General features: G+C 56.4%; 26 protein-coding genes and 1 other annotated feature. Of the genes, 13 read left to right on the top strand and 13 right to left on the bottom strand.

All coding sequences use genetic code 11. The features are described 5' to 3' along the window. Positions 1 to 299: 299 nt before the first annotated feature. Positions 300 to 593 carry a chorismate mutase gene (locus tag ACH2EM_RS01255; protein ID WP_395150224.1) on the bottom strand — a complete coding sequence of 98 codons (294 nt, stop codon included), beginning with the start codon at positions 591 to 593 and terminating at the stop codon, positions 300 to 302. Then, the gene (locus tag ACH2EM_RS01250; protein ID WP_395150223.1) at positions 593 to 1,624 is read right to left on the bottom strand and encodes a threonine aldolase family protein; all 1,032 of its coding nucleotides are present in this window, start codon (positions 1,622 to 1,624) and stop codon (positions 593 to 595) included. The genes ACH2EM_RS01255 and ACH2EM_RS01250 overlap by 1 nt, the downstream gene beginning before the upstream one ends. Before the next feature lie 223 nt (positions 1,625 to 1,847). Between ACH2EM_RS01250 and proB the strand changes: the two genes are divergently transcribed. From proB to ACH2EM_RS01235, 3 genes are read left to right on the top strand one after another with little or no spacing between them, the layout of a single operon-like run. After that, complete coding sequence (gene proB / locus ACH2EM_RS01245) at positions 1,848 to 2,621, top strand: glutamate 5-kinase (RefSeq protein WP_395150222.1); 774 nt, start codon at positions 1,848 to 1,850, stop codon at positions 2,619 to 2,621. A 3-nt stretch (positions 2,622 to 2,624) separates the two neighbouring features. Next, positions 2,625 to 3,884, top strand: coding sequence for a glutamate-5-semialdehyde dehydrogenase (locus ACH2EM_RS01240; protein WP_395150220.1), 1,260 nt, complete (start codon positions 2,625 to 2,627; stop codon positions 3,882 to 3,884). Positions 3,885 to 3,931: 47 nt separating this feature from the next. After that, entirely contained in the window at positions 3,932 to 4,783 is an 852-nt protein-coding gene (locus tag ACH2EM_RS01235; protein ID WP_395150219.1) for an Ice-structuring protein, read from the top strand. A 143-nt stretch (positions 4,784 to 4,926) separates the two neighbouring features. On the opposite strand, the gene ACH2EM_RS01230 is transcribed toward ACH2EM_RS01235, so the two are convergent. From ACH2EM_RS01230 to ACH2EM_RS01195, 8 genes are all read right to left on the bottom strand, one after another. Continuing rightward, on the bottom strand, positions 4,927 to 5,151 hold the full coding sequence (locus ACH2EM_RS01230) for a methylenetetrahydrofolate dehydrogenase (protein WP_395150218.1): 225 nt from the start codon (positions 5,149 to 5,151) through the stop codon (positions 4,927 to 4,929). Between the two features lie 130 nt (positions 5,152 to 5,281). Continuing rightward, positions 5,282 to 6,115 (bottom strand): TatD family hydrolase, encoded by an 834-nt coding sequence (locus ACH2EM_RS01225; RefSeq protein WP_395150217.1) that lies wholly within the window; start codon positions 6,113 to 6,115, stop codon positions 5,282 to 5,284. Then, positions 6,084 to 8,072, bottom strand: a complete 1,989-nt coding sequence (gene metG, locus ACH2EM_RS01220) for a methionine--tRNA ligase (RefSeq protein WP_395150216.1) — start codon at positions 8,070 to 8,072, stop codon at positions 6,084 to 6,086. The genes ACH2EM_RS01225 and metG overlap by 32 nt, the downstream gene beginning before the upstream one ends. Before the next feature lie 264 nt (positions 8,073 to 8,336). Further along, on the bottom strand, positions 8,337 to 9,089 hold the full coding sequence (locus tag ACH2EM_RS01215; protein ID WP_395150215.1) for a hypothetical protein: 753 nt from the start codon (positions 9,087 to 9,089) through the stop codon (positions 8,337 to 8,339). A 1,112-nt stretch (positions 9,090 to 10,201) separates the two neighbouring features. Further along, entirely contained in the window at positions 10,202 to 11,956 is a 1,755-nt protein-coding gene (gene argS / locus ACH2EM_RS01210; RefSeq protein ID WP_395150214.1) for an arginine--tRNA ligase, read from the bottom strand. A gap of 86 nt (positions 11,957 to 12,042) precedes the next feature. Next, positions 12,043 to 12,498 (bottom strand): DUF1934 domain-containing protein, encoded by a 456-nt coding sequence (locus ACH2EM_RS01205; RefSeq protein WP_395150213.1) that lies wholly within the window; start codon positions 12,496 to 12,498, stop codon positions 12,043 to 12,045. 18 nt (positions 12,499 to 12,516) lie between these two features. Next, a complete protein-coding gene (gene murI, locus ACH2EM_RS01200) occupies positions 12,517 to 13,329 on the bottom strand; it encodes a glutamate racemase (RefSeq protein WP_395150212.1) in 813 nt (270 codons plus the stop codon). After that, positions 13,322 to 14,401: a D-alanine--D-alanine ligase family protein gene (locus tag ACH2EM_RS01195; RefSeq protein WP_395150210.1), complete on the bottom strand. Its 1,080-nt coding sequence runs from the start codon at positions 14,399 to 14,401 to the stop codon at positions 13,322 to 13,324. The genes murI and ACH2EM_RS01195 overlap by 8 nt, the downstream gene beginning before the upstream one ends. A gap of 313 nt (positions 14,402 to 14,714) precedes the next feature. On the opposite strand from ACH2EM_RS01195, the gene rpmG reads away from it, so the two are divergent. The 9 genes from rpmG (at position 14,715) to rplL (ending at position 18,687) form a co-directional block, all read left to right on the top strand. Continuing rightward, the gene (gene rpmG, locus ACH2EM_RS01190) at positions 14,715 to 14,864 is read left to right on the top strand and encodes a 50S ribosomal protein L33 (RefSeq protein WP_395150209.1); all 150 of its coding nucleotides are present in this window, start codon (positions 14,715 to 14,717) and stop codon (positions 14,862 to 14,864) included. A gap of 17 nt (positions 14,865 to 14,881) precedes the next feature. Next, positions 14,882 to 15,133, top strand: a complete 252-nt coding sequence (secE, locus tag ACH2EM_RS01185; RefSeq protein ID WP_395150208.1) for a preprotein translocase subunit SecE — start codon at positions 14,882 to 14,884, stop codon at positions 15,131 to 15,133. Positions 15,134 to 15,176: 43 nt separating this feature from the next. Continuing rightward, positions 15,177 to 15,698 carry a transcription termination/antitermination protein NusG gene (gene nusG / locus ACH2EM_RS01180; RefSeq protein ID WP_395150207.1) on the top strand — a complete coding sequence of 174 codons (522 nt, stop codon included), beginning with the start codon at positions 15,177 to 15,179 and terminating at the stop codon, positions 15,696 to 15,698. A gap of 140 nt (positions 15,699 to 15,838) precedes the next feature. Further along, positions 15,839 to 16,264, top strand: a complete 426-nt coding sequence (gene rplK / locus ACH2EM_RS01175; protein ID WP_395150205.1) for a 50S ribosomal protein L11 — start codon at positions 15,839 to 15,841, stop codon at positions 16,262 to 16,264. A 61-nt stretch (positions 16,265 to 16,325) separates the two neighbouring features. After that, positions 16,326 to 17,021 (top strand): 50S ribosomal protein L1, encoded by a 696-nt coding sequence (gene rplA, locus ACH2EM_RS01170; protein ID WP_395150203.1) that lies wholly within the window; start codon positions 16,326 to 16,328, stop codon positions 17,019 to 17,021. 179 nt (positions 17,022 to 17,200) lie between these two features. Beyond that, positions 17,201 to 17,389, top strand: a complete 189-nt coding sequence (locus ACH2EM_RS01165) for a hypothetical protein (RefSeq protein ID WP_395150202.1) — start codon at positions 17,201 to 17,203, stop codon at positions 17,387 to 17,389. Further along, on the top strand, positions 17,338 to 17,442 hold the full coding sequence (locus ACH2EM_RS01160; protein ID WP_395150226.1) for a DUF3781 domain-containing protein: 105 nt from the start codon (positions 17,338 to 17,340) through the stop codon (positions 17,440 to 17,442). The genes ACH2EM_RS01165 and ACH2EM_RS01160 overlap by 52 nt, the downstream gene beginning before the upstream one ends. Positions 17,443 to 17,520: 78 nt before the next feature. Continuing rightward, positions 17,521 to 17,677: a sequence feature (ribosomal protein L10 leader region), on the top strand. Positions 17,678 to 17,711: 34 nt separating this feature from the next. Next, a complete protein-coding gene (gene rplJ, locus ACH2EM_RS01155; protein ID WP_395150201.1) occupies positions 17,712 to 18,224 on the top strand; it encodes a 50S ribosomal protein L10 in 513 nt (170 codons plus the stop codon). 91 nt (positions 18,225 to 18,315) lie between these two features. Next, entirely contained in the window at positions 18,316 to 18,687 is a 372-nt protein-coding gene (gene rplL / locus ACH2EM_RS01150) for a 50S ribosomal protein L7/L12 (RefSeq protein WP_395150200.1), read from the top strand. A 522-nt stretch (positions 18,688 to 19,209) separates the two neighbouring features. Here rplL and ACH2EM_RS01145 read toward each other — a convergent pair. The 3 genes from ACH2EM_RS01145 to ACH2EM_RS01135 form a co-directional block, all read right to left on the bottom strand. After that, entirely contained in the window at positions 19,210 to 19,638 is a 429-nt protein-coding gene (locus ACH2EM_RS01145; protein ID WP_395150199.1) for a hypothetical protein, read from the bottom strand. A gap of 286 nt (positions 19,639 to 19,924) precedes the next feature. Further along, positions 19,925 to 21,412 (bottom strand): nicotinate phosphoribosyltransferase, encoded by a 1,488-nt coding sequence (locus tag ACH2EM_RS01140; protein ID WP_395150198.1) that lies wholly within the window; start codon positions 21,410 to 21,412, stop codon positions 19,925 to 19,927. A gap of 85 nt (positions 21,413 to 21,497) precedes the next feature. Further along, on the bottom strand, positions 21,498 to 22,850 hold the full coding sequence (locus ACH2EM_RS01135) for a D-alanyl-D-alanine carboxypeptidase family protein (protein WP_395150197.1): 1,353 nt from the start codon (positions 22,848 to 22,850) through the stop codon (positions 21,498 to 21,500). 194 nt (positions 22,851 to 23,044) lie between these two features. Between ACH2EM_RS01135 and ACH2EM_RS01130 the strand changes: the two genes are divergently transcribed. Next, entirely contained in the window at positions 23,045 to 23,713 is a 669-nt protein-coding gene (locus ACH2EM_RS01130; RefSeq protein ID WP_395150196.1) for a metallophosphoesterase, read from the top strand. The last annotated feature ends 69 nt before the right edge of the window (positions 23,714 to 23,782 follow it).

Genomic DNA, 23,782 nt, shown 5'->3' with positions numbered 1-23,782 from the left:
CAAACGGTCCAGATTGCGCGAAAATACGCCCAACATTTCGCTGCTTTTTCCATCTTCCTTCTTGTTTACAAACCAAAAACCTGCTCTGGTCTGATTGCCAAAGCAGGTTTTTCTACAAGCTGAAAAGCCCCTGCCGCATAGCAGGGGCTTTTGCTTGTTATTTTGCAAAGCAGAAACGCTGATTTTTACGAAATTCTGATACACCCGGCGGCGAGTAAACAGTGCCTATGGGCATTGGACAATGCTGCAACAGCGTCACAGTATCTTTAAAAAACAATCCAATTCCCCGCAAGCAGCGGTTATTCCAAAGGCTGCTTTTGCTCGTGCCGATCAATCAAATCCTGCTGCATCCGGCGGGAAACGGCCATGGCTGCGGTAAAAAACTCCTCCATGTAATCCGCCATTTCCTCCGGGGCCCGCTGCCGGGCCTGCTGGATGACCTGCTGTTCCCGCTGAGGCTGGAGCACCGGCAAGCCCTGTTCCAGTTTGTAGCTGGCCACCTGGCGCACCACCTCCATCCGCTGCAAAAACAGCTGGCCCAGCTGCTGGTCGATGGCGTCGATTTGCTGGCGCAGTTGCTGTAAATCCTGCATTACAAACCCTCCTTTGCACAGGCCAGCTGCTCCAAAAAGGCGGCAACCGCCTGGGGCTGGGTGGCCCAGCTGGTTACAAGGCGAATCTGGGTATGCTGCTCATCGGGATGGCCGGAGACCTCCCAGTGGAACTGACCCTCTAGAGTCTTCAGTACCCGGTTGGGCAGGATGGGGAACAGCTGGTTGGAGCAGCTGTCGCTGCCAAAGGCATAGCCCAGCCGGGCAATGCCTTCCTTCAGCTCCAGAGCCAGCTGGTTTGCGTGGGCGCCCAGCTCCTGGTACAGGCCATCGGCAAAAAGCTCCTCAAACTGAATGCCCAGCAGCCAGCCCTTGGCCAGCAGGCCGCCCCGCTGCTTGATGATGTAGCGGAAATCCTGCTGCAAGCCGGGCTCTGTAATGCAGACGGCCTCCCCAAACAGGGCGCCGTTTTTGGTGCCGCCAATGGTGAAGGCGTGGCAGATGCGGCCCAGTTCCGGCAGGCTGGCCCCGCCGGCAGCCAGTGCGCTGCCCAGGCGGGCACCGTCCAGATACAGGTACAGGCCCAGTTCGTCGCATACGGTACGCAGGGCTTGCAGCTCCTGTGCGGTGTAAACGCCGCCGGTTTCGGTGGTGTTGCTCACATACACCAGTTTAGGCTTAACCATGTGTTCATCCGGGTGCTGAGCGCATACCTGCCGGATGGCCTCGGGGGTGAGTTTTCCGTCCGGGCCGCAGGGGGCAGCCAGGCATTTGTGGCCGGTGGCTTCAATGGCGCCGGTTTCGTGCACGCAGATATGGCCGGTCTCGGCGGCAATGGCAGCTTCGTGCGGGCGCAGGAAGGCACAAAGACAGGTGGCGTTGGCCTGGGTGCCGCCCACCACAAAATGCACAGCGGCCTGGGGCTGTTGGATGGCCTGCAAAATCAGCTGGCGTGCTGCCTGGCAGTGGGGGTCGGTGGAATAGCCAAAGTTGCCCTCCAGATTGGTGCGCTGCAAGGCGGCCAGAATGCGGGGGTGCGCACCCTCGCTGTAATCGTTGGTGAACCGATACAAAGTTAAAACCTCGCTTTCAGATGGGCGGCAGCCTGGCAAAAATCAACATTCTGCCAGGCTGCTGTTGCTTTTAATCATACCAGTTTTTCACAAAATGTCCATGGCTCGCCGTTTGTTTTTGGAGAAATTTTGTGCTATACTGAAAACTGTATTATTATAACAAAAATGCAGGGGGCCGCCCGATAGGCGGCAAAAACCGTGCAGATAAAAGGAGAGCCACCCCATGAAAGTCGTTGTAAAGGTAGGAACATCCACCTTGGCCCATGGCACCGGACGGCTGAACATCCGTCATGTGGAGGAACTGTGCAAGGTTTTGAGCGATTTGAAAAATGCCGGTCATCAAATAGTGCTGGTGTCCAGCGGGGCCATTGGGATGGGTGTGGGCAAGCTGATGCTGCCCGGCCGCCCGGAGGATATGCCCACCAAACAGGCGGCAGCCTCGGTGGGGCAGTGTGAGCTGATGTACACCTATGACCGGTTGTTTACCCAATACAACCACACCGTGGGGCAGATGCTGATTACCGGCGAGGATGTGGAGCACCCGGAACGGAGCACCAACCTGAAAAACACCCTGGGCCGCCTGCTGGAGCTGGGCGCTCTGCCCATTGTGAACGAAAACGACACCGTTTCCACCACCGAAATTTCCCTGGGCGACAACGACACCCTGGCGGCCATTCTGGCCCGCAGTGTGGAGGCAGACCTGCTGGTGCTGCTCAGCGACATTGAGGGCCTGTACACCCAGGACCCCCGCAAAAATCCCCAGGCAAAACTGCTGGAAGTGGTGGAGGAAATTACCCCGGAGATTGAGGCACTGGGCGGCGGCAAGGGTTCCAGCCTGGGCACAGGCGGCATGGCCACCAAGCTGCGGGCTGCCCGCATTGCCACCCAGGCAGGCATGGATATGGTCATTGCCAACGGTGCACATCCCGAACGGTTGTACGATATTGTGGAGGGCCGCAGTGCCGGTACCCGGTTTTTGGCCCGGAAGGAGGGGTAAGCCATGGAGTCTACCCAGGAAATTTTGCGCCATGCAAGAGGTGCCCGCAGGGTGCTTGCGGTGGCGGACAGCGAAACAAAGAATCAGGCGCTCTGTGCCATGGCAGATGCACTGCTGGAGCAGACCGAGGCCATTTTGCAGGCCAATCAGCAGGATTTGCTGGCGGCTCAAAGCAGCATCAGCCCGGTGATGCAGGACCGTTTGCGCCTGGACCGGCAGCGGGTGGAAGCCATGGCCCAGGGTATTCGGGATGTGGCCGCCCTGCCGGACCCGGTGGGCCAGCTGCTGGACACCCAGCACTGCCCCAATGGGCTGGTGCTGCAAAAGGTAACGGTGCCCATGGGCGTGATTGCCATTATTTACGAAAGCCGCCCCAATGTTACCAGCGACGCAGCGGCACTGGCCCTTAAAAGCGGCAGTGTCTGTGTGCTGCGGGGCGGCAAGGAAGCCTTTGCCACCAACCAGGCCATTGTAACGGCGTTGCGCCAGGGCTTGCATCAGGTGGGCCTGCCGGCAGAGCTGGTAAGCCTGATTCAGGATACCAGCCGGGAAAGTGCCACTCAGCTGATGCAGGCGGTGGGCCTGGTGGATTTGCTCATTCCCCGGGGCGGAGCAGGCCTGATTCGGGCCTGTGTGGAACAGGCTAAGGTGCCCTGCATCCAAACGGGTACAGGCATCTGCCACATCTATGTGGACCAGTGGGCAGACCAGGAAATGGCACTGAATGTGCTGGAAAATGCAAAAACCAGCCGTCCCTCGGTGTGCAATGCCGCAGAGGTCTGCCTGGTGCATGAGGCCATTGCGCCCCAGTTTTTGCCCAAGCTTCACCAGCGCTTGGTGCAGCAGCGGCAGGAACAGGGCTTGCAGCCAGTGGAACTGCGGCTGGACGACCAGGCCGCCCGGTGGACTACCGGAACAGCGGCCCAGCCCCATGACTTTGATACGGAATTTTGTGACTATGTGCTGGCAGTGGGTGTGGTGCCCAGCCTGGAGGAGGCCATGGAGCATATTGATGCCCACTCCACCGGCCACAGCGAAGCCATTTTGACCCAGGACCCGGATGCGGCCCAGAAATTTACCGCAGGGGTGGACAGTGCCGCTGTGTATGTGAACGCCTCCACCCGCTTTACCGATGGGGGAGAGTTTGGCATGGGCTGTGAGATGGGCATTTCCACCCAAAAGCTCCACGCCAGAGGCCCCATGGGCTTGGCACAGCTGGTGAGTTACAAATACATCATTCAGGGCAGTGGCCAGGTGCGCTGAACGCATCCGCTGCCCGCGATTTTCCCTTGTTAGGAAGGAGATTACCCATGGCAACCAATGTCACCAAAGAGGAACACGAGCGCAGTCGCCGCCGCCGTATGCGGCAGCTGCTGGGCGCCGGTCTGTTTGTACTGATTCTCATCGGCCTGCTGAATGTAGTCGGCGCGCTGGTGGGCGGTGTGGCTGCTCTGTTTGACGATACGGATAAAAAGTTGGAGTACGAGCAGCGGCTCCATGCACTGGTGATGTTTGACCCACTGCCCTTTGCGGCTCTGGACCAGATGGACGAGTCCACCGCAAACCTGGTGAAGGAGAGCGCCATCTGGGCTGCAATGCAGAATGCCCAGCGCACTTCCGGTGGGTTGGACAACTACCAGCGAGACCCGGACACAGACGGACTGATTCTGCCCAGCGTGGAGGTGGATGCAGCCATTGCCTCGCTGTACGGCCCGGATTATAAAATCCAGCATGGCAGCTTTCAGGGCGTGGATATGAACTACCAGTACCTGGAGGACCAGCAGGGCTACCTGATTCCCGTAACCGGCCAGGTGGGCCTGTATGCCCCCAAGGTGGAAAGCCTGAAAAAGAAGGACGGAAAACTGCGGGTGACTGTGGGCTATGTACCCACCGCAGCCCTCACCGGCGATTACAGTGTTACCAGCCCCAGCGAGCCGGTGAAGTATATGGATTATATCTTTGAAAAGAACGGCCGGGACTACTACCTGACTGCCCTGGAAACCAGCGAAAAGAAGGTGGAAGCCACCGCCACCCCGGCACCCCAGCAGAACGATGCCACCAGCCAGTTTGACCCTGCAAGTGCCCTGCTGAACAATGCATCCAGCCAGGCAGAAAGCCAGCCGGAAGAAGCAGCCTCCACAGAAAGTGAACCTGCTGCCTGAGCACAGAACCCTGCACACAAAAAAACTCCCTTACGCTTACAGCGCAAGGGAGTTTTTTTAATGGCTAAAACAGATTGCAAAAAGCGAAATTGATTTTTAAAAAGACAAAAAATCCCCCAGCCGCAGGGCCGGGGGAAAGTGCATCAGCGCAGCTCGATGGTGTAGTCAAAGCCGTATTCTGCTTTGAGAGCATCCACCTTGTCTTTGCAGTCCTCAATGAAGGTGGGAGTGTACACACTCTTGCCTTCTTTTTTGTAGTCCTCCAGAATCTGGGTCAGCTTGCTCCAAGCTTCATCCTGGCGGGACTGTGCCATGTCGTCGGGGAAGGCGATGATGAATTCACGATGTTTGGGGATGCGAGCTTTCATAATGGGAGTTCCTCCTTTAAATATGTAGCCCATTGCGCCCTGCTTCCGGTTTTGCCAAAAAGCCAAACCGGCGGAGAGGGTGCTCATTGGGCTTGATTAAGCTGCCCGAAGGGGCAGCTTGTGGCAACTATCAAAGGCCAAACAGGCGCCGGGCGTTCTGGTTGGTAACAGACAGAACGGTTTGCACATCCGTTTGGCGAATGTCCGCCAAAAACTGAGCGGTGTGGCAGATTAAGCTGGAATCACACCGCTGGCCACGGCAGGGCACAGGGGCCATGTAGGGGCAATCGGTCTCCAACAAAATATGCTCCAAATCAACGGCACAGGCGGCCTTAATGGCCCGCTTTGCACCCTGAAAGGTGAGAGCACCGCCAAACCCCAGGTACAGGCCCTGGCTGGTGAGGGCCACTGCGTCCTCGGCACTGCCGGAAAAACAGTGTACCACACCACGGGGCCGGTATTTTCGCAGCAGGGCGTAGACATCCGCATGGGCCTTGCGGTCGTGGACGATGATGGGAACATCCATCTCCACCGCCAGCTGAAGGTGCGCCTCAAAAAGGGCCAGCTGTTCCTCTTTGGGGATGGGCCAGTGGTAGTCCAGGCCGCATTCCCCCAAGGCCACCACCTTGGGATGACTGAGCAGGGGACGAATGGCTTCCAGCTCGGCTCGCCAATCCCCCGCAAACTGGGTGGTGGTGGAGCTGGTTTCTTCAATAATGCTTTCCGGGTGGATGCCCACCGCTGCATATACATAGGGCCACTGCTCTGCCAGGGCGATGCTGGCCAGGGAGGTGGCATAGTCGGTGCCGCAGTCCAGCACGCCGTCCACCCCAAGGCCGGGCAGGACCGCCAGCAGCTGCTGGCGGTCCTGGTCAAACTGGTGGCTCACATAGTGGGCGTGGCTGTCAAAAATCATGGCGTTCTGCATGGCGTTAGTGAATGCCGCTGCCGGGCTGCACATCATCCGGGAAGAACAGCACCGATGCGCCGCCGTCCGGCATATCGGCTGCCATTACCATGCCCTCGCTCACATACTTGCCCTTCATCATGGGCCGGGGAGCCAGGTTGGCAACAATGCCCACATTGCGGCCAATCAAATCCTGGGGCTGGTACCACTTGGCAATGCCAGACAGAATGGTGCGTTCCCGCTCGCCGTCAAACAGGGTCATTTTCAGCAGCTTTTTGCTCTCTTTGAGGGGCTCGCAGGTAAGCACCTTGGCAACCCGAAGTTCCACCTTACAGAAATCGTCAATGGTGATTTCCGGCAGGTGCTCCAGCTCCTGTGCAGGCTGTGCAGCGGCAGCAGGTGCAGCGGCAGCGGCCTGCTGCTGAGCTTCCTTCTGGCGGGCTTCCTGCTGGGCAGCCAGCTCGGCCAGCTCCTTAGCAGCATCAATGCGGGGGAACAGTGCCTCGCCCTTGGCCACGGTGTAGTCCTGCCGTGCGCCAAAGTGCAGGGCCTCAAAGGTCAGCTCCTGGCTGGACAGACCCAGCTGCTGGGCCATCTTTTCGGTGGTCTGGGGCAGGAAGGGGGTCAGCATGCAGGCAGCCAGCCGCAGCGACTCGCACAGGTTGTACAGCACACCGGCCAGGCGGCTGGTGTTGGCTTCGTCCTTGGCCAGCGCCCAGGGAGCGGTTTCGTCAATGTACTTGTTGGCACGCTGAATGGCTTTAAAGATTTCCTGCAATGCCTGGGGAATCAGCAGGTCGTCCATGCAGGCAGTTACCTTGCCGGGCATAGCGTTCAGGGTATCAATCAAATCCTGGTCAAACTCACCGGCAGTGCGCTGGGCAGGCAGGGTGCCGCCAAAGTATTTTTCCACCATGGCCACGGTGCGGCTCAGCAGGTTGCCCAGATCGTTGGCCAGGTCGGAGTTAATGCGGTTGATGAGGGCCTCGTTGGAGAAGATGCCGTCGTTGCCAAAGGGGATTTCCCGCAGCAGGAAGTAGCGGATGGCGTCCACGCTGTACCGGTCGCACAGAACCACAGGGTCCACCACATTGCCCTTGGACTTGCTCATCTTGCCGCCGTCCAGCAGCAGCCAGCCATGGCCGAACACCCGCTGGGGCAGGGGCAGCTCCAGCGCCATCAGCATGGCGGGCCACAAGATGGTGTGGAACCGCAGAATCTCCTTACCTACCATGTGAATCTGAGCGGGCCAGTAGGTGTTGTAATCGTTGTAGGTTTGGTTGCCGTAACCCAGTGCGCTGATGTAGTTGCTCAGTGCATCCACCCATACATACATGGTGTGCCTGGGGTCGAAGGGAACGGGGATACCCCAGGAAACGGTGGTGCGGGATACGCAGGTATCCTGCAAGCCCTGATTGATGAAGGAAATCATCTCGTTTTTACGGCTTTCGGGCTGGATGAACTGGGGGTTCTCCTGGTAGAGCTTCAGCAGCCGGTCGGCGTACTTGCTGGTTTTAAAGAAGTAAGCCTCCTCCTCAGCGTCGTAAACCGGGCCGCCGCAGTCGGGGCATTTGCCCTCTGCCAGCTGGCTGTCGGTCCAAAAGCTCTCGCAGGGCTTGCAGTAATGGCCCTTGTATACGCTCTTGTAGATGTCGCCCTTTTGGTACAGGGTTTCAAAAATCTTTTGGCAGCTTTCAATGTGGTACTGGTCGGTGGTGCGCACAAAGCGGTCGTAGCTGATGTTCATCAGCTTCCACAAATCTTTTACGCCGCCATTGCCCTCCACAATGTCGTCCACATACTGCTTAGGGGTCACGCCCTTGGCAGCAGCTTTATCCTGGATTTTCTGGCCGTGCTCGTCGGTGCCGGTCAAGAACATTACATCCCGGCCCTGCATCCGCTTAAAGCGGGCCAGCGCATCGCAGGCCACGGTGGTGTAGCTGTGGCCGATGTGCAGCTTATCGCTGGGGTAGTAGATGGGAGTAGTGATGTAAAAAGGTTTGTTTTGGCTCATGGTTTGATTTCCTTTCGTAACGGCGCTGCGAATGGAACAGCACCGGGTTTGACAGGGTGTTCGCAACTGGAACACACCACAGACTCTGCCCGGCATCCAAAAGGGGACAGGGCCTGAATTCTGAACATATTATAGCATTTTGGAACAATGCGTGAAAGAGTTTTGAGCAAAAAAGTAGGCAGGCCCGGCGGACAAAACAATTCCAGGCCCCTGCCGCAGGGCAAGGGCCTGGTGAAACATTCAGCGTTGGGGCAAAGCCCGAAGTCAGCAAGCAAGGTCAGTGAGCTGCTGCACAAATGCCTCCTGTGGTACAGTTACCTGGGTGGAAAGGGTGGCGGGGGCCTCTGGGTTTACAAAAAGGGTGTACAGATCCAGGGCCAGGGGTTCGTCCAGGCTCAGAGCGGCGTTCTCCATCATGCCATCCACCAGCTTAAAGATGCCCTGGTAGGCATACAGAGGATAGGCTGCGCCGGTGTCCTCCCGGTGTTTTACAAAAAAGATGTAGCTCTCGCCCGGCTGCGGGATGGATTGCCCGTCCACCACCTGGCGCACATACTGGCCGGCATAGCCCTGGCCGCCGTCCGGCGGCTCGTGCCCTTCCATCATGGCTGTGACCTGGGGATACTGGCTCCATTCCTCGTACAGCATCTCGCCGCCGTTCACATACAGCGGCTCATCCTGGAAGGAACCTTTGTACACCTCCTCCACCAGCGGGGTGATTTTGGTTTGCAGCATCCCATTCTCATTCACAAAAGGTTCGGTCTGCTGCACCTGGATGCGCAGGATAGCATCGGCGTCCTCCACCAGCTGGGAAAAGCTGAGGGCCAGGGTGTTGTAGTCGCCCTGGGTCGTGGCTTCCAATGCAATCTGCTTGGTGCTGGCTTTGGAGGACTCCGCAGCAGAGGCAGACACGGTACTGGCGGGCGCAGAAGAGGGGGAAGCGGCAGGGCTGCCACAGCCACTCAGGCAAACAGCGGCCACGGCAAACGAGAGAACCAGAGGGATAAAGGGTTTCATAGTGGATGCCTCCTTAGTCTGTTCAGTTAATAGTACCTACAACAACACAAAAAGATTAACGCATTGGAACAACTCTTTTCTGCTAAGCAAAGGTTACACCATAAATGTACCATGCATGAAAAAATTGTAAATTAGTTGTTGTTGATTGTTGGATTTTTTTGTATGTATGCACGATAAGCGAAAGCGTGTGTTGTTGAAGATGCCCTGTTTCCGGGAGAAAACCGGGCGACAAGCCCCTGACTGTTCCCGAATTGGCTACAAAAAATCCGCAGTACCGAACCTGTCTTCAGTACTGCGGATGTTCTTGTGAATGGGGATAAAATCTAGTACATCGGCCTTTCCTCGCATATTGGGGTGGTATCTGGCGGCGTGGGCCAAACTTCACATCTGGCCTTGGCCGAGGGAATCCGAATCTGCCATGGATGACTGTGGCGGCAGGATAGGATCTGTCGCTGGTTTGCTGTTGTTAGGGGCCAATGGCTTTTGTTGTTATAAAGAGGTTCCTTTTATAGAGGAACTACAAGAAATCATCTTGCTGTGAGAAAGTGGCCCATTTCAGCACAAGCGGCAGGCCCTGTCCTGCCCAAACTGGCCGGGTTCTTCAATTACCATGATGGTCCTGCGCTCCTTTCTTGCCTTCTGCTGTTTTGTTTCCTTTTTTAAGAAGATTCGGTAAAGCTTCCTTGTACGGAACATCGCCCGTGCCAAATGCCTATGGGGAATCTGTGGAGGCTTTGGTGAATCTTCCGAAACAAAACCGAAGTTTCTAGACCTTGGTTTGTGTCCCTTGGTGTACTTATACTATACCACCGTCAAGGCGGAGTGTATATTCGCAAACTGTATATACTTTTGTTGATTTATTTGTGCGTTTGTTGCATTGGAAAGCAGGGCGGTTTGGGTGTATAATAAAAATGTCAGAGTGTTTTAAAAGAGCACCCCGGCCCGGCAATTCCCCCTGTGTGGGAAGCCGAGCCGGGGTGCTGTTTGTTTGCGGAGGCCGCAGGGGGAGCGGAGCCAGCAGGGGCGCAGGCTTGCCCTGCCCAAGGCACAAAAAAGGCCCCGCCGGGGGCTTGTCCCGGCGGGGGATTTAAACGATGCGATGCACCAGCGGCTTACATGCTTTCGGGTACCGTTACCTTAAACATGGTAAGCACATTGGCAATAACCTGCTTTACAGCCAGGCAGAGGGCCAGACGGCCCTGGCGCATGGCAGGCTCGGCATCCTTAATGCGGCATACATTATAGAACTTGTGGAAGGCACCGGCCAGGTCGATGACATAGCGGGTGATGCGGGCGGGGTCGTAGTTTTTGGCGGCAGTAACAATCTCCGCAGGGAAGGCACTTACTGCGCGAATCAGATCCAGCTCGGCGGCCTCGGTGAAGGTGTAGCCAGCCCAGGCTTCGGGGCCCTCGTACTGAACACCCTCGCTGGCCAGCTTCTTCAGGATGGAGCAGATACGAGCGTGGGCGTACTGTACATAGTAAACCGGGTTGTCGCTGTCTTCCTTTACAGCCAGGTCCAGGTCAAAGTCCATCTGGCTGCCGGCCTCACGCAGGTTGAAGAAGAACCGGGCAGAATCGATGGGTACCTCGTCCAGCAGGTCGGTGAGGGTGATGGCCTTACCGGTACGCTTGCTCATACGCACAGGCTGGCCGTCCTTTACCAGCTTGACCAGCTGCATCAAAATTACATCCAGGTCCTCGCCGTTCAGGCCCACAGCATCCATGGCACCCTTCATGCGGGCCACATGGCCGTGGTGGTCGGCACCCCAGATGTCGATGGCTTTGTCAAAACCACGCACAGCCAGCTTGTTGTAGTGGTAGGCGATGTCGGCTGCAAAGTAGGTGGGAATGCCGTTGGCACGCACCAGAACCTCGTCCTTGGCTTCGTCCTCATCCTTGCGCTTGTTGGCAGCGCCGTACTTTTCGCTGAACTGGGCGCTCTTGTACATGATGGCGCCGTCCTCGGCCTTGTAGCAGGCGCCGCTCTCCAGCAGCTTGTCAATCACCTCCTGCACAGCGCCGGAGTCGTGCAGGGTGCTTTCCCGGAACCATACATCATAGGAGATGCGGTACTTGGCCAGATCCCGCTCCAGACCGGCGATGTTCTTGGGCAGACCGTACTGGATGAGGGCCTGCTTGCGGGTTTCCTCGTCGGCCTCCACATACTTGTCCCCCTCCAGGGCGGCAAACTCCTGGGCCAGCACCTTAATGTCCTCGCCCTGGTAGCCATCCTCGGGGAAGGGTACAGCATCCTCGCCCTTAAAGTGCTGCAGGTAACGGGCAGAAAGGCTCTTGCCAAACTTCTGAATCTGGTTGCCTGCGTCGTTTACATAGAACTCACGGGTTACATCGTAGCCAGCCCAGTCCATAACAGCGGCCAGGCAGTCGCCCAGTGCGCCGCCACGGGCGTTGCCCAGGTGCATGGGGCCGGTGGGGTTGGCGGAAACGAACTCCACATTTACCTTTTTGCCGGCGCCAAAATCCGTGCGGCCGTAGCTGTCGTTCTGAGTGGCAGCGTATACGGTGCTGGTAAACCAGGCAGGAGCCAGGAACAGGTTGATGAAGCCGGGGCCTGCAATCTCCACCTTGGCAAAGATGCTGCCCTCCAGGCTGGGCAGGTGGGCCAGCAGGGCGTCGGCAATCTGGCGGGGAGCCTTTTTAAAGGCACGGGCACCGGCCATGGCCAGGTTGCTGGCCACATCGCCGTTTTTCACATCGGCGGGAATCTCCACAATGAAGTCCGGCAGGTCGGTGGCGGGCAGGTCCCCGGCGGCCATGGCGGCCTGAGCGGCCTGGGTCAGCAGAGCACGGGCTTCGGCCAGAGCAATGGCCCGGGGGTTGTAGTTCTGGTAGGTTTCGTTCATGGAAAGCATCCTTTCTATATGGTTCGGGGGCAGCGGTGAAAGCCGCCCGCCAAAAGCGGGGTTGGTGGCACAGGCGCAATGCCTGGTTACAGAGGGGCAGACTCAGAATTTGGCTGGGCCCGGCGCACATGAATGGTTACAAGATTGCGGCTGAGTACGGTGTCCTGGTCTGCATCCAGCGTATAGCTGAAGGAGAGGGTGCCCCCCTCTGGGGTAAGGTTGTTTTCGATGGTATCGGCAGCCACGCCCAGGGATAGGGAACCGTGGCCGGTCTCGTAGTGGCACACATGGCGGGTGCCTTTTTCGATAATCAGCTGACTGGCAGCAGAACCGAAGCGAATCATAGTGACCTTGTGGCTGTCTGCTGCGGCCTTTACCGTGGTGGTACAGCCGGCATAGCCGGTGGCGTCGCTCTCCTGATAGCTGATGAAGAAGTTGGAGCCTTTTTGCACAAGGCTGCCCCGGGTGAGCAGGTCCACATGGTCCCACTCACCCTGCTGCTCCATTTTTCCGTCAATGTGAATCAGAAATTCTTCATTCATGGAATGTCCGGGTCTCCTTTAATAATTTTCGATGGCAATCTGGGTGGCCTTGCCGGTGCTGTGGGGGCCAACAAACAGCTTTACAGCAGCATCAAAGCTTTCGGCGCTGTCGCTTACATAGTAGTGGGTGCTGCCCTGGGGTGCATCCGCCAGCAGGCCCTGCTGGGTCAGCAGCTGCTGGGTTTTGCGGGCGGCCTCCTGCCCGGCATCGATGAGGGTAACCTGCGGGCCCATCACCTGCCCGATGATGTGGGCAATCAGGGGATAGTGGGTGCAGCCTAAAATAAGGGTATCCACACCCAGCTGGCGGATAGGCTCCAGATATTGCTTTGCAATGGCGGTGGTAATGGGGTCGCCAGGGCCTACATAGCCGTTTTCTACCAGGGGCACAAACATGGGGCAGCTTTTGGGGTAGATTTCCGCCTGGGGCAGCAGGGCATGAATGCGCCGTTCATAGCTCTGGCTGCGGATGCTGGCAGGGGTGGCAATTACGCCGATGCGGCCATTTTTTGTGACGGCGGCAGCGGCGGCGCAGGCAGCGCCAACCACCCCCACATAGGGCACCGGCAGCTGCTGGGTGTATTCCTTGGGCAGGGTGCTGCTTACCGTGCCGCAGGCGGCCAGAATGCACTTTACATTTTGAGAGAGCAAAAACCGGATGTCCTGCTCGGCATACTGACGGATGGTGTGGGGGCTGCGGGTGCCGTAGGGCACCCGGCCGGTATCACCAAAATATACAATGGTTTCCTGGGGCATCAGGGCCTGGAGCTGGCGCACAGCGGTCAGGCCGCCTGCCCCGGAGTCAAACACACCAATGGGCCGGTTATCCATGGCGGACCCCCGCCCGGTTCAGGGCAAGCTCAATGAGCCGGTCCACCAGCTGCTCCAGGGGCAGGCCGGCATCCTCCATCAGCTTGGGGTACATGCTGATGGAAGTAAAACCGGGGAAGGTGTTGATTTCGTTCAGCAGAATGCGGCCGTTTTCCTCCACAAAAAAGTCCACACGGGCAAGACCTTCACAGCCCAGGGCCTGGTAAGCCTTTTGGGCCTGAAGGCGCACGGCCTCCAGCTGCTGGGCATCCAGCCGGGCAGGAATCAGGGTGCTGCTGCTGCCCAGAACATACTTGTCGTCGTAGGTGTAAAAGCTCTCGCTGGCCAGAATCTCACCGGGCAGGGTGGAAACGGCGGTCTCGTTGCCCAGTACGGCACACTCCACCTCCTGGCCCTTTACAAAGCGTTCAAATACCACCTTGTTGTCCTCGGCCAGGGCCACCTGGATGGCTTGCTCCAGCTGCTGGGCATTTTCGGCCTTGCTGATGCCCACGCTGCTGCCTGCGTTGGCAGGCTTTACAAAGATGGGATAGCCCAGCTTTGCGGCCAGGCGGGCTTCCAGAGCGGCAAAGTCCTGGCATTGCAGCCGGGTGGCCCAGGTCCATTCACAGCGGTCGATGCCGGCAGCATCCATCAGGGCGTTTGCCACCGCCTTATCCATGCACACAGCGCTGGCCAGCACGCCGCAGCCCACATAGGGAATGCCGGCCAATTCCAGCAGGCCCTGCATGGTGCCGTCCTCGCCGTTTTTGCCGTGCAGAGCGGGAATGGCCACATCCATGGGCAGCGCAGCCCAGGTGCCGTTGTTGTGGCACAGCAGCATACCATGGACCGAGCGGTCCGGGCTGAGCATACAGGGCACACAGCTAGCATCCTCCTGCCAGGTGCCGTCGGCCATGGCATGGGTGGGGCCATCGTAATAAAGCCAGCGGCCATCTTTGGTAATGCCAATTTTGTAAACCCGATAGCGGGCAGGGCTAAGGCTGTCGGCAATGGTGCGGGCAGAAATACAGCTGATTTCGTGTTCGCTGGAAACGCCGCCAAACAGCAGCGCAACATTGAGTTTGTTCATATCTGCAAAAGACCTTTCTCCTCAAAAATGAAAAACGGGCCGCACCCGGCGGCAGGGCCGCAGGGTGCTATTGCTCATAGATATTTTGATATTACCATAAAAAAGTACAAAACACCATCCAAAAAACAAACTTTGTCTGACAGGCCTGGGCAGAATCCGTAAAAAAGGGGCGAAAAAGCCCTTGACGCAGCCCCGTGGGTGTGGTATAGTGAATCTACCTCATTCTGCAGGTTTATTTTTTGTGCCTTTTTTCGGGCCAAGCCTGTGATACGAGGGAGGCTAAACAAACCGTTAAATGGAGGTGCCGAAGACAATGAGAGTGAAAATCACCCTGGCCTGCACTGAGTGCAAACAGCGCAACTACAACACCATGAAAAACAAGAAGAACAGCCCCGACCGGCTGGAGATGAAGAAGTATTGCCGTTTCTGCAAGAAGCATACTGCCCATCGCGAGACCAAGTAAGAAAGGCGGGAACAACCATGGCTGACAACAATGCCAAGAAGCCCGGTTTTTTTGCTAAGGTCAAAAATTCGCTCAAGGGAATCGGAAAGTTTTTCCGTGAAACCAAGGGCGAAATGAAAAAGGTGGTATGGCCCACCAAGAGCCAGATCATCAACAACACCATTGTGGTGCTGGTGGTTGTGATTGCGGCGTCCCTGTTCATCCTGCTGCTGGATATGCTGTTTGGCGGTATCCTGCGCCTGGTGTTGGACGCTGCTGCTGGCTTGTAATGGCCCTGAGCATCAATTCTGAAAAGGCGGAGGCAAAACCGTAATGGCTGAACAGGCAATGTGGTATGTTGTGCATACCTACTCTGGTTATGAAAACAAAGTGGCCCAAAACCTTGAAACCATCGTGGAGAACCGCCGCTTGCAGGATCTGATCCATGAGGTGAAGGTCCCCATCGAGATGGTGGCAGAAATCAAGGACGGCAAGGAAAAAATGGTAGAGCGTAAGCTGTTTCCCGGCTATGTGCTGGTAAAGATGCTTATGACCGACGAAAGCTGGTACATTGTGCGTAACTGCCGTGGTGTTACCGGATTTGTGGGTCCCTCTTCCAAGCCTGTGCCCCTTTCTCAGGCCGAGGTTGACGCGCTTGGCGTGGAGACCAACTCTGAGCCTACTGTGGACTACCAGGTAGGCGACAATGTGGAAATCAACGCAGGTCCTCTGGAGGGCTTCGTGGGTATGGTGGAAGCCATCGACATGGAGAAACGCAAGGTCAGCGTAAAGGTTTCTATGTTTGGGCGTGAAACGCCCGCTGAACTGGAACTCAACCAGGTAAAACCCCTGTAAGGTTCCGCAATTTATCGTCCCCTTATGGTAAGAGCCGCTATGGTGCGGTTTTTATAGGGCGTTGGCGGCCGCCAATGCCCGTGGGAGGGCCGGACAGCCCGGCCCGCTAGCTTACCACAAATTTTGGAGGTGCATTTCAAATGGCGCAAAAAGTAACTGGCTACATTAAGCTGCAGATCCCCGCCGGCAAAGCGACTCCGGCTCCCCCGGTTGGCCCTGCTCTGGGTCAGCACGGCGTGAACATCATGGCGTTCACCAAGGAATTCAACGAGCGTACCCAGAAGGACATCGGCTATGTGATCCCCGTTGTGATCACCGTTTACGCTGACCGTTCCTTCAGCTTCATCACCAAAACTCCTCCGGCCCCTGTGCTGATTAAGAAGGCTTGCGGCATCGAGAGTGGTTCCGGCGTTCCCAACAAGACCAAGGTGGCTTCCATCACCAAGGCTCAGCTGGAAGAAATCGCTAAGACCAAGATGCCCGACCTGAACGCTGCCAACCTGGAGAGCGCTGTCAGCATGATCGCCGGCACCTGCCGCAGCATGGGTGTTACCGTAACCGAGTAATCACCCCGCTGGATTCGTGGGAGGAACTTAAATCCGATCGACCACACAGGAGGAAAAAGTAATGAAACATGGTAAACACTATGTCGACAGCGCAAAGCTGATCGACCGCTCTAAGCTGTATGAGGCCGACGAGGCTCTGGCTCTGTGCTGCCAGACCGCTAAGGCAAAATTCGACGAGACCGTTGAGCTGCATGTTCGTCTGGGCGTTGACAGCCGTCACGCTGACCAGCAGGTTCGCGGCGCTGTTGTGCTGCCTCACGGTACTGGCCGTGATGTGCGCGTTGTTGCTATCTGCAAAGGCGACGCTGCCAAGGCTGCTGAAGAAGCTGGCGCAATGCTGGTTGGCGATGCTGATATCATCGCTAAGATCCAGAACGAAGGCTTCATCGATTTCGACGTGCTGGTAACCACCCCCGACATGATGGGTCAGGTTGGCCGCGTTGCTAAGATCCTGGGTCCCCGTGGCCTGATGCCCAGCCCCAAGGCTGGTACCGTTACCCCCGATGTTGGCCGTGCTGTTGCTGAGGCCAAGGCTGGTAAGATCGAGTACCGTCTGGACAAGCAGAACATCATCCATGTGCCCGTAGGCAAGGCCAGCTTCGGCGCTGAGAAGCTGGAGGAGAACGTTCGCACTCTGATGGAAGCCATCGTAAAGGCAAAGCCTGCCGCTGCGAAGGGCCAGTACATCAAGAGCGCTACCGTGGCTACCACCATGGGCCCCGGCATCAAGATGAACGGCGCTAAGTTCGGCGGCTAATTCTTGAAAGCCATACAGCGTTTTTGCTGAATTTGTCTAATAACCCGGCTCTGCTTTGGCAGGGCCGGGTTTTAGTATATTAGGTAGCGGAATAGCCGGAGCTGATTTTTTGCAAAGGCTGGTTCCAATTGTGCAGCTATGGGATAGAGTATGAAAGAGAGAACGCAGGATGGCAGAGTTTGACCATGCGTTGCGGAAGCATCTGGACCAACTGCACACCACAAAGCTGGGCGCAGAAAGGGCAAAAACAAATTAATCCCTGGACGGCGACCATGTGGCAGAATGATGCAAAAACAAATGACGCTGCCCCCAAACGATTCTTGCAAGGCGGGCTAAAAACTGGTATGCCCAAACAAAAGAGTGCATGATTGCCGTGAACGCCCACAGCTATCCCATCATTACAGCACACCGAGGCAAATAAACAGGGAATGCAATAAAAATAATTTGAAAAACCAAAAAAAGTTGCAAAAAATCCTTGACTTAACCCCTTAATACATGATACAATACTCTTGCTGTTTTTAAGACAGCAGGTGCTCATTGATTTAGCATAAGAGGCCAAGCCGCCCGCCTGCCGAGAAGCTGCATGAATCTACAACTGTGTATTTTTATGCCCCTTTTTCGGTATGCGCCGGGAAAGGGGCTTTTTACTGCAAGTAGAAATTACGAAGGTTTGAAACGAGGTGAATCGAAATGCCCAGTGCAAAAATTCTGAGCGAGAAGCAAGCTTATGTTGCTGCTCTGAAAGAAAAGATTGCCGCTTCTGTTGCTGGTGTAGTTGTTGACTACAAAGGCATCAACGTAGCCAACGATACCAAGCTGCGTAAGGAGATGCGTGAGGTAGGCGTTGAGTATGCTGTTGTAAAGAACACCATGCTGCGCCTGGCCCTGAAGGATACCGAGCTGGAGGGTGTATGCGAAGTGCTGGAAGGCACCACCGCTATTGCCATCGCCAACGAGGATCCCATGGCTGCTGCCCGCATCCTGTGCAAGTACGCCGATTCTTCTAAGGGCGCTTACAGCGTGAAGATTGGCTACATGGAAGGCAAAGTAATGCCCAAGGAAGAGGTTGAGGCTATCGCTAAGCTGCCCAACCGCGAAGGCATGCTGTCCATGTTCGCCGGCGCACTCACCAGCACCCTCAGCGGTCTGGCTGTTGCTATGCAGGCTTACGCCGACAAGTGCGAAGAGGAGCCCGCTGCTTAATCGCAGTGCTCCTTTATCCGAGCGGTGTGCCTAGCTGCTGCCGCTGAATCCATTTTTAAATTTAAATTAAGTACATTGGAGGTATATCACAATGGCTTCTGAGAAAATCACCAAAATCATTGACGCTGTTAAAGAGCTGAGCGTTCTGGAGCTGAAGGAACTGATCGACACCTACTGCGAAGAGTTCGGCGTTTCCGCTGTTGCTGCTGCTCCCGCTGCTGCCGCTGCTGCTGCTCCCGCTGCTGAGGAGAAGACCGAGTTCGACGTTGTGCTGGCTGAAGTTGGCGCTAACAAGATGGCTGTTATCAAGGCTGTTAAGGAAGCTACCGGTCTGGGCCTGAAGGAAGCTAAGGAAGCAGTTGACGGCGCTCCCAAGACCCTGAAAGAGGGCGCTTCCAAGGCTGACGCTGAGGAAATCAAGAAGAAGCTGGAAGAGGCTGGCGCTAAGGTTGAGCTGAAGTAAGTTCTTCTTAGAATCGTTTGAGCATCTGCATGAACCGGGTGGAAGGCACTATGCCTTCTGCCCGGTTTTATTTTGTTTGTGCCGGTGCAAAGATTGGGGGCTGGCCTTGCCCTGGTGTGCAAAATCGCTGTTTTTTGGGGTGTGGAGTAAAAGCTGCGGTGATGCAAAAACACAACCATAGTCAAAGGGTGCTTCAAGCAAATGCCCCGTTGCGGCCAAGGGGGCAAGAGTGCAGAAACCAGCCAACGATTACAAACAAAACAAGGGCTTGCAGAATGGGCAAATTCGCCCTCTGTAAGCCCTTGTTTTATTGCGCAGGGGAAAGAGAACAGCCCCAGCCGGTGCGCCCCATATGCGGCAGATTCCGGGCCTTTGCGGGTGTGTTTTGTGCAGCATGAGGGCTGTTGCCCCGGTTCTGCCCTTTGGCAAATATCCCGCCCTGCAAAAAACTGCTGGGTGGCTTCCCCAGTAGTGGAGCTGCCAGGTTCCCTCTGATCCTGCCCTGTAAAGCCCAAGGGCCGGTTACTGGGTGGCATCCGGCAGCTGTAAGGGCGGGCCAGAGGCTCTCTGGCACCAAAGCCGCAGCCGCTCCAAACTGCGTACCAGCATAAAGCCGGGCAGGCAGAGCAGCAGCCAGTAGAGGGTGTACCGGGGGCAAATTTGTCCCCAAAGATTGCCCCATTCCTGGGAGTAATCCCACACATCCAGCCCCAACACAACATTGCATAGCAGCCCGAATGCCAGTTCAATGGATGTAATCACCAAAGCACCCACCCCACAGCGGCCCAGCAGGGGCAGGCGGCGGGGCAGGGCTTCATCCAGCAGGCCCAATAGCACCAGGCAAAGCCCGCCTGCCAGCAGCATGGACCAATGAGTACGCCCCCGGTACAGCAGTTCAATCTGCCCGTATCCAAAGGCGCCAATGCAAAATAAAACACACGATTTCCACATACCCTAAAACTCCTTTGCAACTTAGTATGCCCCTGTTTGGGCAGCTTTATTGCAGGAACAGCGGCAGCTGGGCAAAAGTGCGATGAGGGGCAAAGCAAAACCCTCCTCCCTTGCTGGCAAGGAAGGAGGGTTATTTGTTGTGTATCAGGCGGGCATCGATGGCCCCAAAGCTATTTTGTAAGACCCACAGAAGGGGGTGTTGTTTGGGGGAATGAGGGACTCACAAAAATTGCTTTCAGCTTGGACAAGGCCCGTGGGCCGCTGGCAGCAAAAGCTTGTAAAAGGCTCAGGGAGTGGGCTGCTGGGGCCCAGAGGACTGGGCGGGGCTGGTTACATGAAGCTGGGTGAGCATCTGGTGCTGGCAGTCCCACAGCTTTTGGGAAAGGTCCACATAGTAACGGTGGGGGAACTCAAACCGGCGCATTTCCTCCCACAGATGCTCAATCTGGTGGGCGCAGCGCTGGCGAATTTCATGGGTGGTGGGCCGCTGGTACACCAGCTTGCCCTCCTGGTAAATGGGGGTGGTAAGGCAAACGGCGGTGCAGTTGGTGTAGGTACGCTGCTTCCAGGTCTGGAAGGGGTCAAACAGGGTGAGCCCTTCGCCCACTTCTACCTCCTCGTCAAAGACGGTGAGATAGTCCGCCATGGCTTTTTGGGTGTAGTTATCGTAGATGCGCCACACCTTTTTTAACAGGGGAATGGTGAGTTTTTCAATGCTTTCACTCACCTTGATTTTGGGCTGATACTCCTGGCCGTCCTTTACAGCGGCCAGCTTGTATACACCGCCGAACACCGGGTCGCTTTTGGCAGTAATCAGGTTTTCGCCAATGCCAAAGCTGTCCACCTTGGCGTCCTGCAAAATCAGATCCCGCACAATGTACTCATCCAGGCTGTTGGAGGCGCAGATGGTGCAGTCGGGGTAACCGGCCTCGTCCAGCATTTTGCGGGCCTTTTTGGAAAGGTAAGCAATATCGCCGGAATCAATGCGAATGCCCTTGGGCCGCTTGCCCAGGGGTTTGAGTACCTCGTCAAACACACGGATGGCATTGGGTACGCCGCTTTTCATCACATTGTAGGTATCCACCAGCAGCACACAGGAATCCGGGTAAAGCTTTGCGTAGGTTTTAAAGGCTTCGTATTCGCTGGGGAACATCTGTACCCAGCTGTGGGCCATGGTACCGGAGGCAGGAATGCCAAAGTCCCGTGCAGCCATCACACAGCTGGTGCAGGCGCAGCCTGCAATGTAAGCGGCCCGTGCACCGTATACAGCAGCGTCATACCCTTGTGCACGGCGGGCACCAAATTCCATCACAGGGCGGCCCTGGGCACTGCGTACAATGCGGTTTGCCTTGGTGGCCACCAGGCACTGGTGGTTGATGGTGACCAGCAGCAGGGTTTCCAGCAGCTGGCATTCAATGGAGGGGCCTTCTATCGTCACAATGGGTTCCCGGGGAAAGATGGGTGTGCCTTCCGGAATGGCCCAGATGTTGCAGTGCAGGGTGAAGTTGGCCAGATACTCCAAAAAACGCTCGTTGAATACCCCTGTATTGCGCAGGTATTCAATGTCGTCCGGGGTGAATTTCAGGTTTTCCACCGCTTCAATGAAGGTATCCAGCCCGGCCATAATGGCAAAGCCGCCTTCATCGGGAATTCGGCGGAAGAACATATCGAACACGCTGATTTTATCTTGGTAGCCTTCTTCCAGATAGCCTGCGGCCATGGTCAGCTCGTAGAAATCCAGAATGGTGGCAAGGTTGCGTTTTACATCCAGCATAATAATACCCACTCTCTTTTAGGATTGGCCCCTGGGACAGGGGGGAAGGGGCAGGCTGTAAGCCTGCGGGCGTTTGGGGCAGCGTTTACAGGGAACGGCGCCGGGTCCGCTTGGATTTGCCTTGTTTAGACTGAGCGCCAAAAAACAGCACCACATACAGCACCACCGTTGCCGCACTTACGCACAAAAGCACCTTGAAGTAAAGGCTGCCAAAAAACTCGCCAATTTTGGAGATAGTGAACAGCAGCTCATTGCGGGAAAGGTCCCGGTCGGCGGTGAGTTCCACCACGCCGATTACCTGACCGGAGAGAGAGACTGTTACCGTGCCCAACACATCGCCCTTGTGGATGGGGGCAGAAACGGATTCCGGCAGCTGGAAGGTTTTTTGGGTAACGGTCTCATCTGCACCCAGGGGCAGAATGGTCATCATGTCATCGGCGGGATACAGCATGACCGTATCTGCATCGGTGGAGTACTTCACCTTTACCTCTGCCAGGGGTTCGCCCACCTGCATGGCAGGCTGAATGGCAAAGCTCTCGTACACCCAGTCCATCACCTGGGCGGTTTCAATCAGGGCGGGGCGTTTGGTGGGGTAGCCGTAGGAATCCAGGCTGATGGGGCTGTTGAGCACCACGCTGATGTAGGTCTCGCCTGTTTCGGGGCTTACATGCCAGCTGGCAAAGTTCTGCCAGTCCTCCAGGGTTCCGGTTTTACCGCCCTTGCAATAGTCCCGGTAATACTCTGCGCCCAGCTGCTGATCTGCCATGCGGTTGGTGCTGAACAGGTTGTAGGTTCCGGCAGCGTAGCGGGTGCTGCCGCCGTCCTGGCCCATGTCAAATTTCAGGGTGGACATGGCTTCTTTCAGCACATCAAAGCTCATGGCGTAGCGCAAAATCAGGTACATATCCCGTGCGGTGGTCACATTCTCCAGACTCATGCCCACCGGGTCCACAAAATGGGTGGAGGTGCAGCCCAGCTCCTTGGCCTTGCTGTTCATCTGGTACACAAAGTTGCTGATGCTGCCGCCGCTTACCGTGTTGGCAATAATCATGGTGGCATCCGCCGCACTGGGCAAAAGGCTTGCGTACATCAGGCTGCGCAGGGTGTGGGGTTCCCCCATGCGGATGTCCGCCGTGGCCATGCCCTGGCCATAGAGGGTATCCCGGATGGAGGAGGTAAGCTCGCCTTTTACGGTATCCAGCTGATCGCCGCATTGCTCCACCAGCAGAATGTTGGCCATGAGCTTGGTAAGGCTGGCAGCGGGCAATACATCCTCGCTGTTGTAGTCGTATACAATGATGTTGGTATCGGTGTTTACCACATAAGCCCCCTTGGCTTGCAGCTGAAAGGGTGCCTCAAAACCCGCTGCGTGGGCGGGTGTGACCAACACACTGACCATCACCAGAAAGCAAACAAACGAAGCAGTGATTTTTTTCATGTGGACTTTTCCTTTTGAAAGCATTAAAATAAAAGATACGAGCCTTGGCCCCCAAAGCAGAGGCAGACCGGCCCGTTTTGCAGAATACGAGAAAGCGCACCCCAACAAAAGCAGGGGGGAGCACTTATCCCATATTATAGCATTGTTTCGGGGGTTAATAAAGTATTTTTAACAGGAAAGGTGGCAGGTCCAGCTTGATTTATGTCACAGGAGACATCCACGGAGAGTTGGAGCGATTTAAAGAGAAACCCTTGCGCAAGCTCACCAAAAAAGACACCCTGGTGGTGTTGGGGGATTTTGGATTTTTGTGGACCGGCAGCAAGCAGGAGCAAAAAAAACTGCGCTGGCTGCAAAAACGCCGCTATCAGCTGCTGTTTGTGGATGGATGCCACGAAAATTTCGACCTGCTGAGCCAGTACCCCTTGGTGGAGTATGCGGGAGGCATGGCCCGGCATCTGGGGGGGAATTTGTACTACATTCAGCGGGGCAGCGTGCTGAACATTGAAGGCAAGCGGCTGCTGTGCTTTGGCGGCGCAGAAAGCTGGGATAAGGAAGACCGGGACGAGGGCGTGAACTGGTGGCGGCAGGAGCTGCCCACCAGCCAGGAGCTGGAAGGCTGTGTAAAAAATCTGGATGCCTGCGGCTGGCAGGTGGACTACATCCTCACCCACGATGCACCCCTGCGCATTCTGGAGTTTGCCCAGTGGATGCAGGGCCAGCCCAACTGGCTGCATACCTTTTTTAACCAGATTATGGATAAGGCCCAGTACAAAAAGTGGCTGTTTGGCCGGTATCACAAGGACCGGAGCCTGGGCAACAAGACCCAGGCGGTGTTCTGCGATCTGATTGCGCTGGAGCAGTAAGGCTGTGCCTTTACAGCATGGGCTGCCGGGTCCAGATTCAAACCAGAAGTCCCTGCAAAGCAACAGGAT

It is taken from the genome of uncultured Allofournierella sp. (genome assembly GCA_944382705.1).
Lineage (GTDB): Bacteria > Bacillota > Clostridia > Oscillospirales > Ruminococcaceae > Allofournierella.
Note: the sequence above shows the minus strand (reverse complement) of the source record. Positions and strands in the feature narration are given on the sequence as shown.

Excerpts from the sequence above, each read along its gene's own strand:
- ACH2EM_RS01255 (WP_395150224.1), bottom strand. The coding sequence starts at position 593 with ATGCAGGATTTACAGCAACTGCGCCAGCAAATCGACGCCATCGACCAG.
- proB (WP_395150222.1), top strand. The coding sequence starts at position 1,848 with ATGAAAGTCGTTGTAAAGGTAGGAACATCCACCTTGGCCCATGGCACC.
- ACH2EM_RS01240 (WP_395150220.1), top strand. The coding sequence starts at position 2,625 with ATGGAGTCTACCCAGGAAATTTTGCGCCATGCAAGAGGTGCCCGCAGG.
- ACH2EM_RS01235 (WP_395150219.1), top strand. The coding sequence starts at position 3,932 with ATGGCAACCAATGTCACCAAAGAGGAACACGAGCGCAGTCGCCGCCGC.
- ACH2EM_RS01230 (WP_395150218.1), bottom strand. The coding sequence starts at position 5,151 with ATGAAAGCTCGCATCCCCAAACATCGTGAATTCATCATCGCCTTCCCC.
- ACH2EM_RS01225 (WP_395150217.1), bottom strand. The coding sequence starts at position 6,115 with ATGATGTGCAGCCCGGCAGCGGCATTCACTAACGCCATGCAGAACGCC.
- metG (WP_395150216.1), bottom strand. The coding sequence starts at position 8,072 with ATGAGCCAAAACAAACCTTTTTACATCACTACTCCCATCTACTACCCC.
- ACH2EM_RS01215 (WP_395150215.1), bottom strand. The coding sequence starts at position 9,089 with ATGAAACCCTTTATCCCTCTGGTTCTCTCGTTTGCCGTGGCCGCTGTT.
- argS (WP_395150214.1), bottom strand. The coding sequence starts at position 11,956 with ATGAACGAAACCTACCAGAACTACAACCCCCGGGCCATTGCTCTGGCC.
- ACH2EM_RS01205 (WP_395150213.1), bottom strand. The coding sequence starts at position 12,498 with ATGAATGAAGAATTTCTGATTCACATTGACGGAAAAATGGAGCAGCAG.
- murI (WP_395150212.1), bottom strand. The coding sequence starts at position 13,329 with ATGGATAACCGGCCCATTGGTGTGTTTGACTCCGGGGCAGGCGGCCTG.
- ACH2EM_RS01195 (WP_395150210.1), bottom strand. The coding sequence starts at position 14,401 with ATGAACAAACTCAATGTTGCGCTGCTGTTTGGCGGCGTTTCCAGCGAA.
- rpmG (WP_395150209.1), top strand. The coding sequence starts at position 14,715 with ATGAGAGTGAAAATCACCCTGGCCTGCACTGAGTGCAAACAGCGCAAC.
- secE (WP_395150208.1), top strand. The coding sequence starts at position 14,882 with ATGGCTGACAACAATGCCAAGAAGCCCGGTTTTTTTGCTAAGGTCAAA.
- nusG (WP_395150207.1), top strand. The coding sequence starts at position 15,177 with ATGGCTGAACAGGCAATGTGGTATGTTGTGCATACCTACTCTGGTTAT.
- rplK (WP_395150205.1), top strand. The coding sequence starts at position 15,839 with ATGGCGCAAAAAGTAACTGGCTACATTAAGCTGCAGATCCCCGCCGGC.
- rplA (WP_395150203.1), top strand. The coding sequence starts at position 16,326 with ATGAAACATGGTAAACACTATGTCGACAGCGCAAAGCTGATCGACCGC.
- rplJ (WP_395150201.1), top strand. The coding sequence starts at position 17,712 with ATGCCCAGTGCAAAAATTCTGAGCGAGAAGCAAGCTTATGTTGCTGCT.
- rplL (WP_395150200.1), top strand. The coding sequence starts at position 18,316 with ATGGCTTCTGAGAAAATCACCAAAATCATTGACGCTGTTAAAGAGCTG.
- ACH2EM_RS01145 (WP_395150199.1), bottom strand. The coding sequence starts at position 19,638 with ATGTGGAAATCGTGTGTTTTATTTTGCATTGGCGCCTTTGGATACGGG.
- ACH2EM_RS01140 (WP_395150198.1), bottom strand. The coding sequence starts at position 21,412 with ATGCTGGATGTAAAACGCAACCTTGCCACCATTCTGGATTTCTACGAG.
- ACH2EM_RS01135 (WP_395150197.1), bottom strand. The coding sequence starts at position 22,850 with ATGAAAAAAATCACTGCTTCGTTTGTTTGCTTTCTGGTGATGGTCAGT.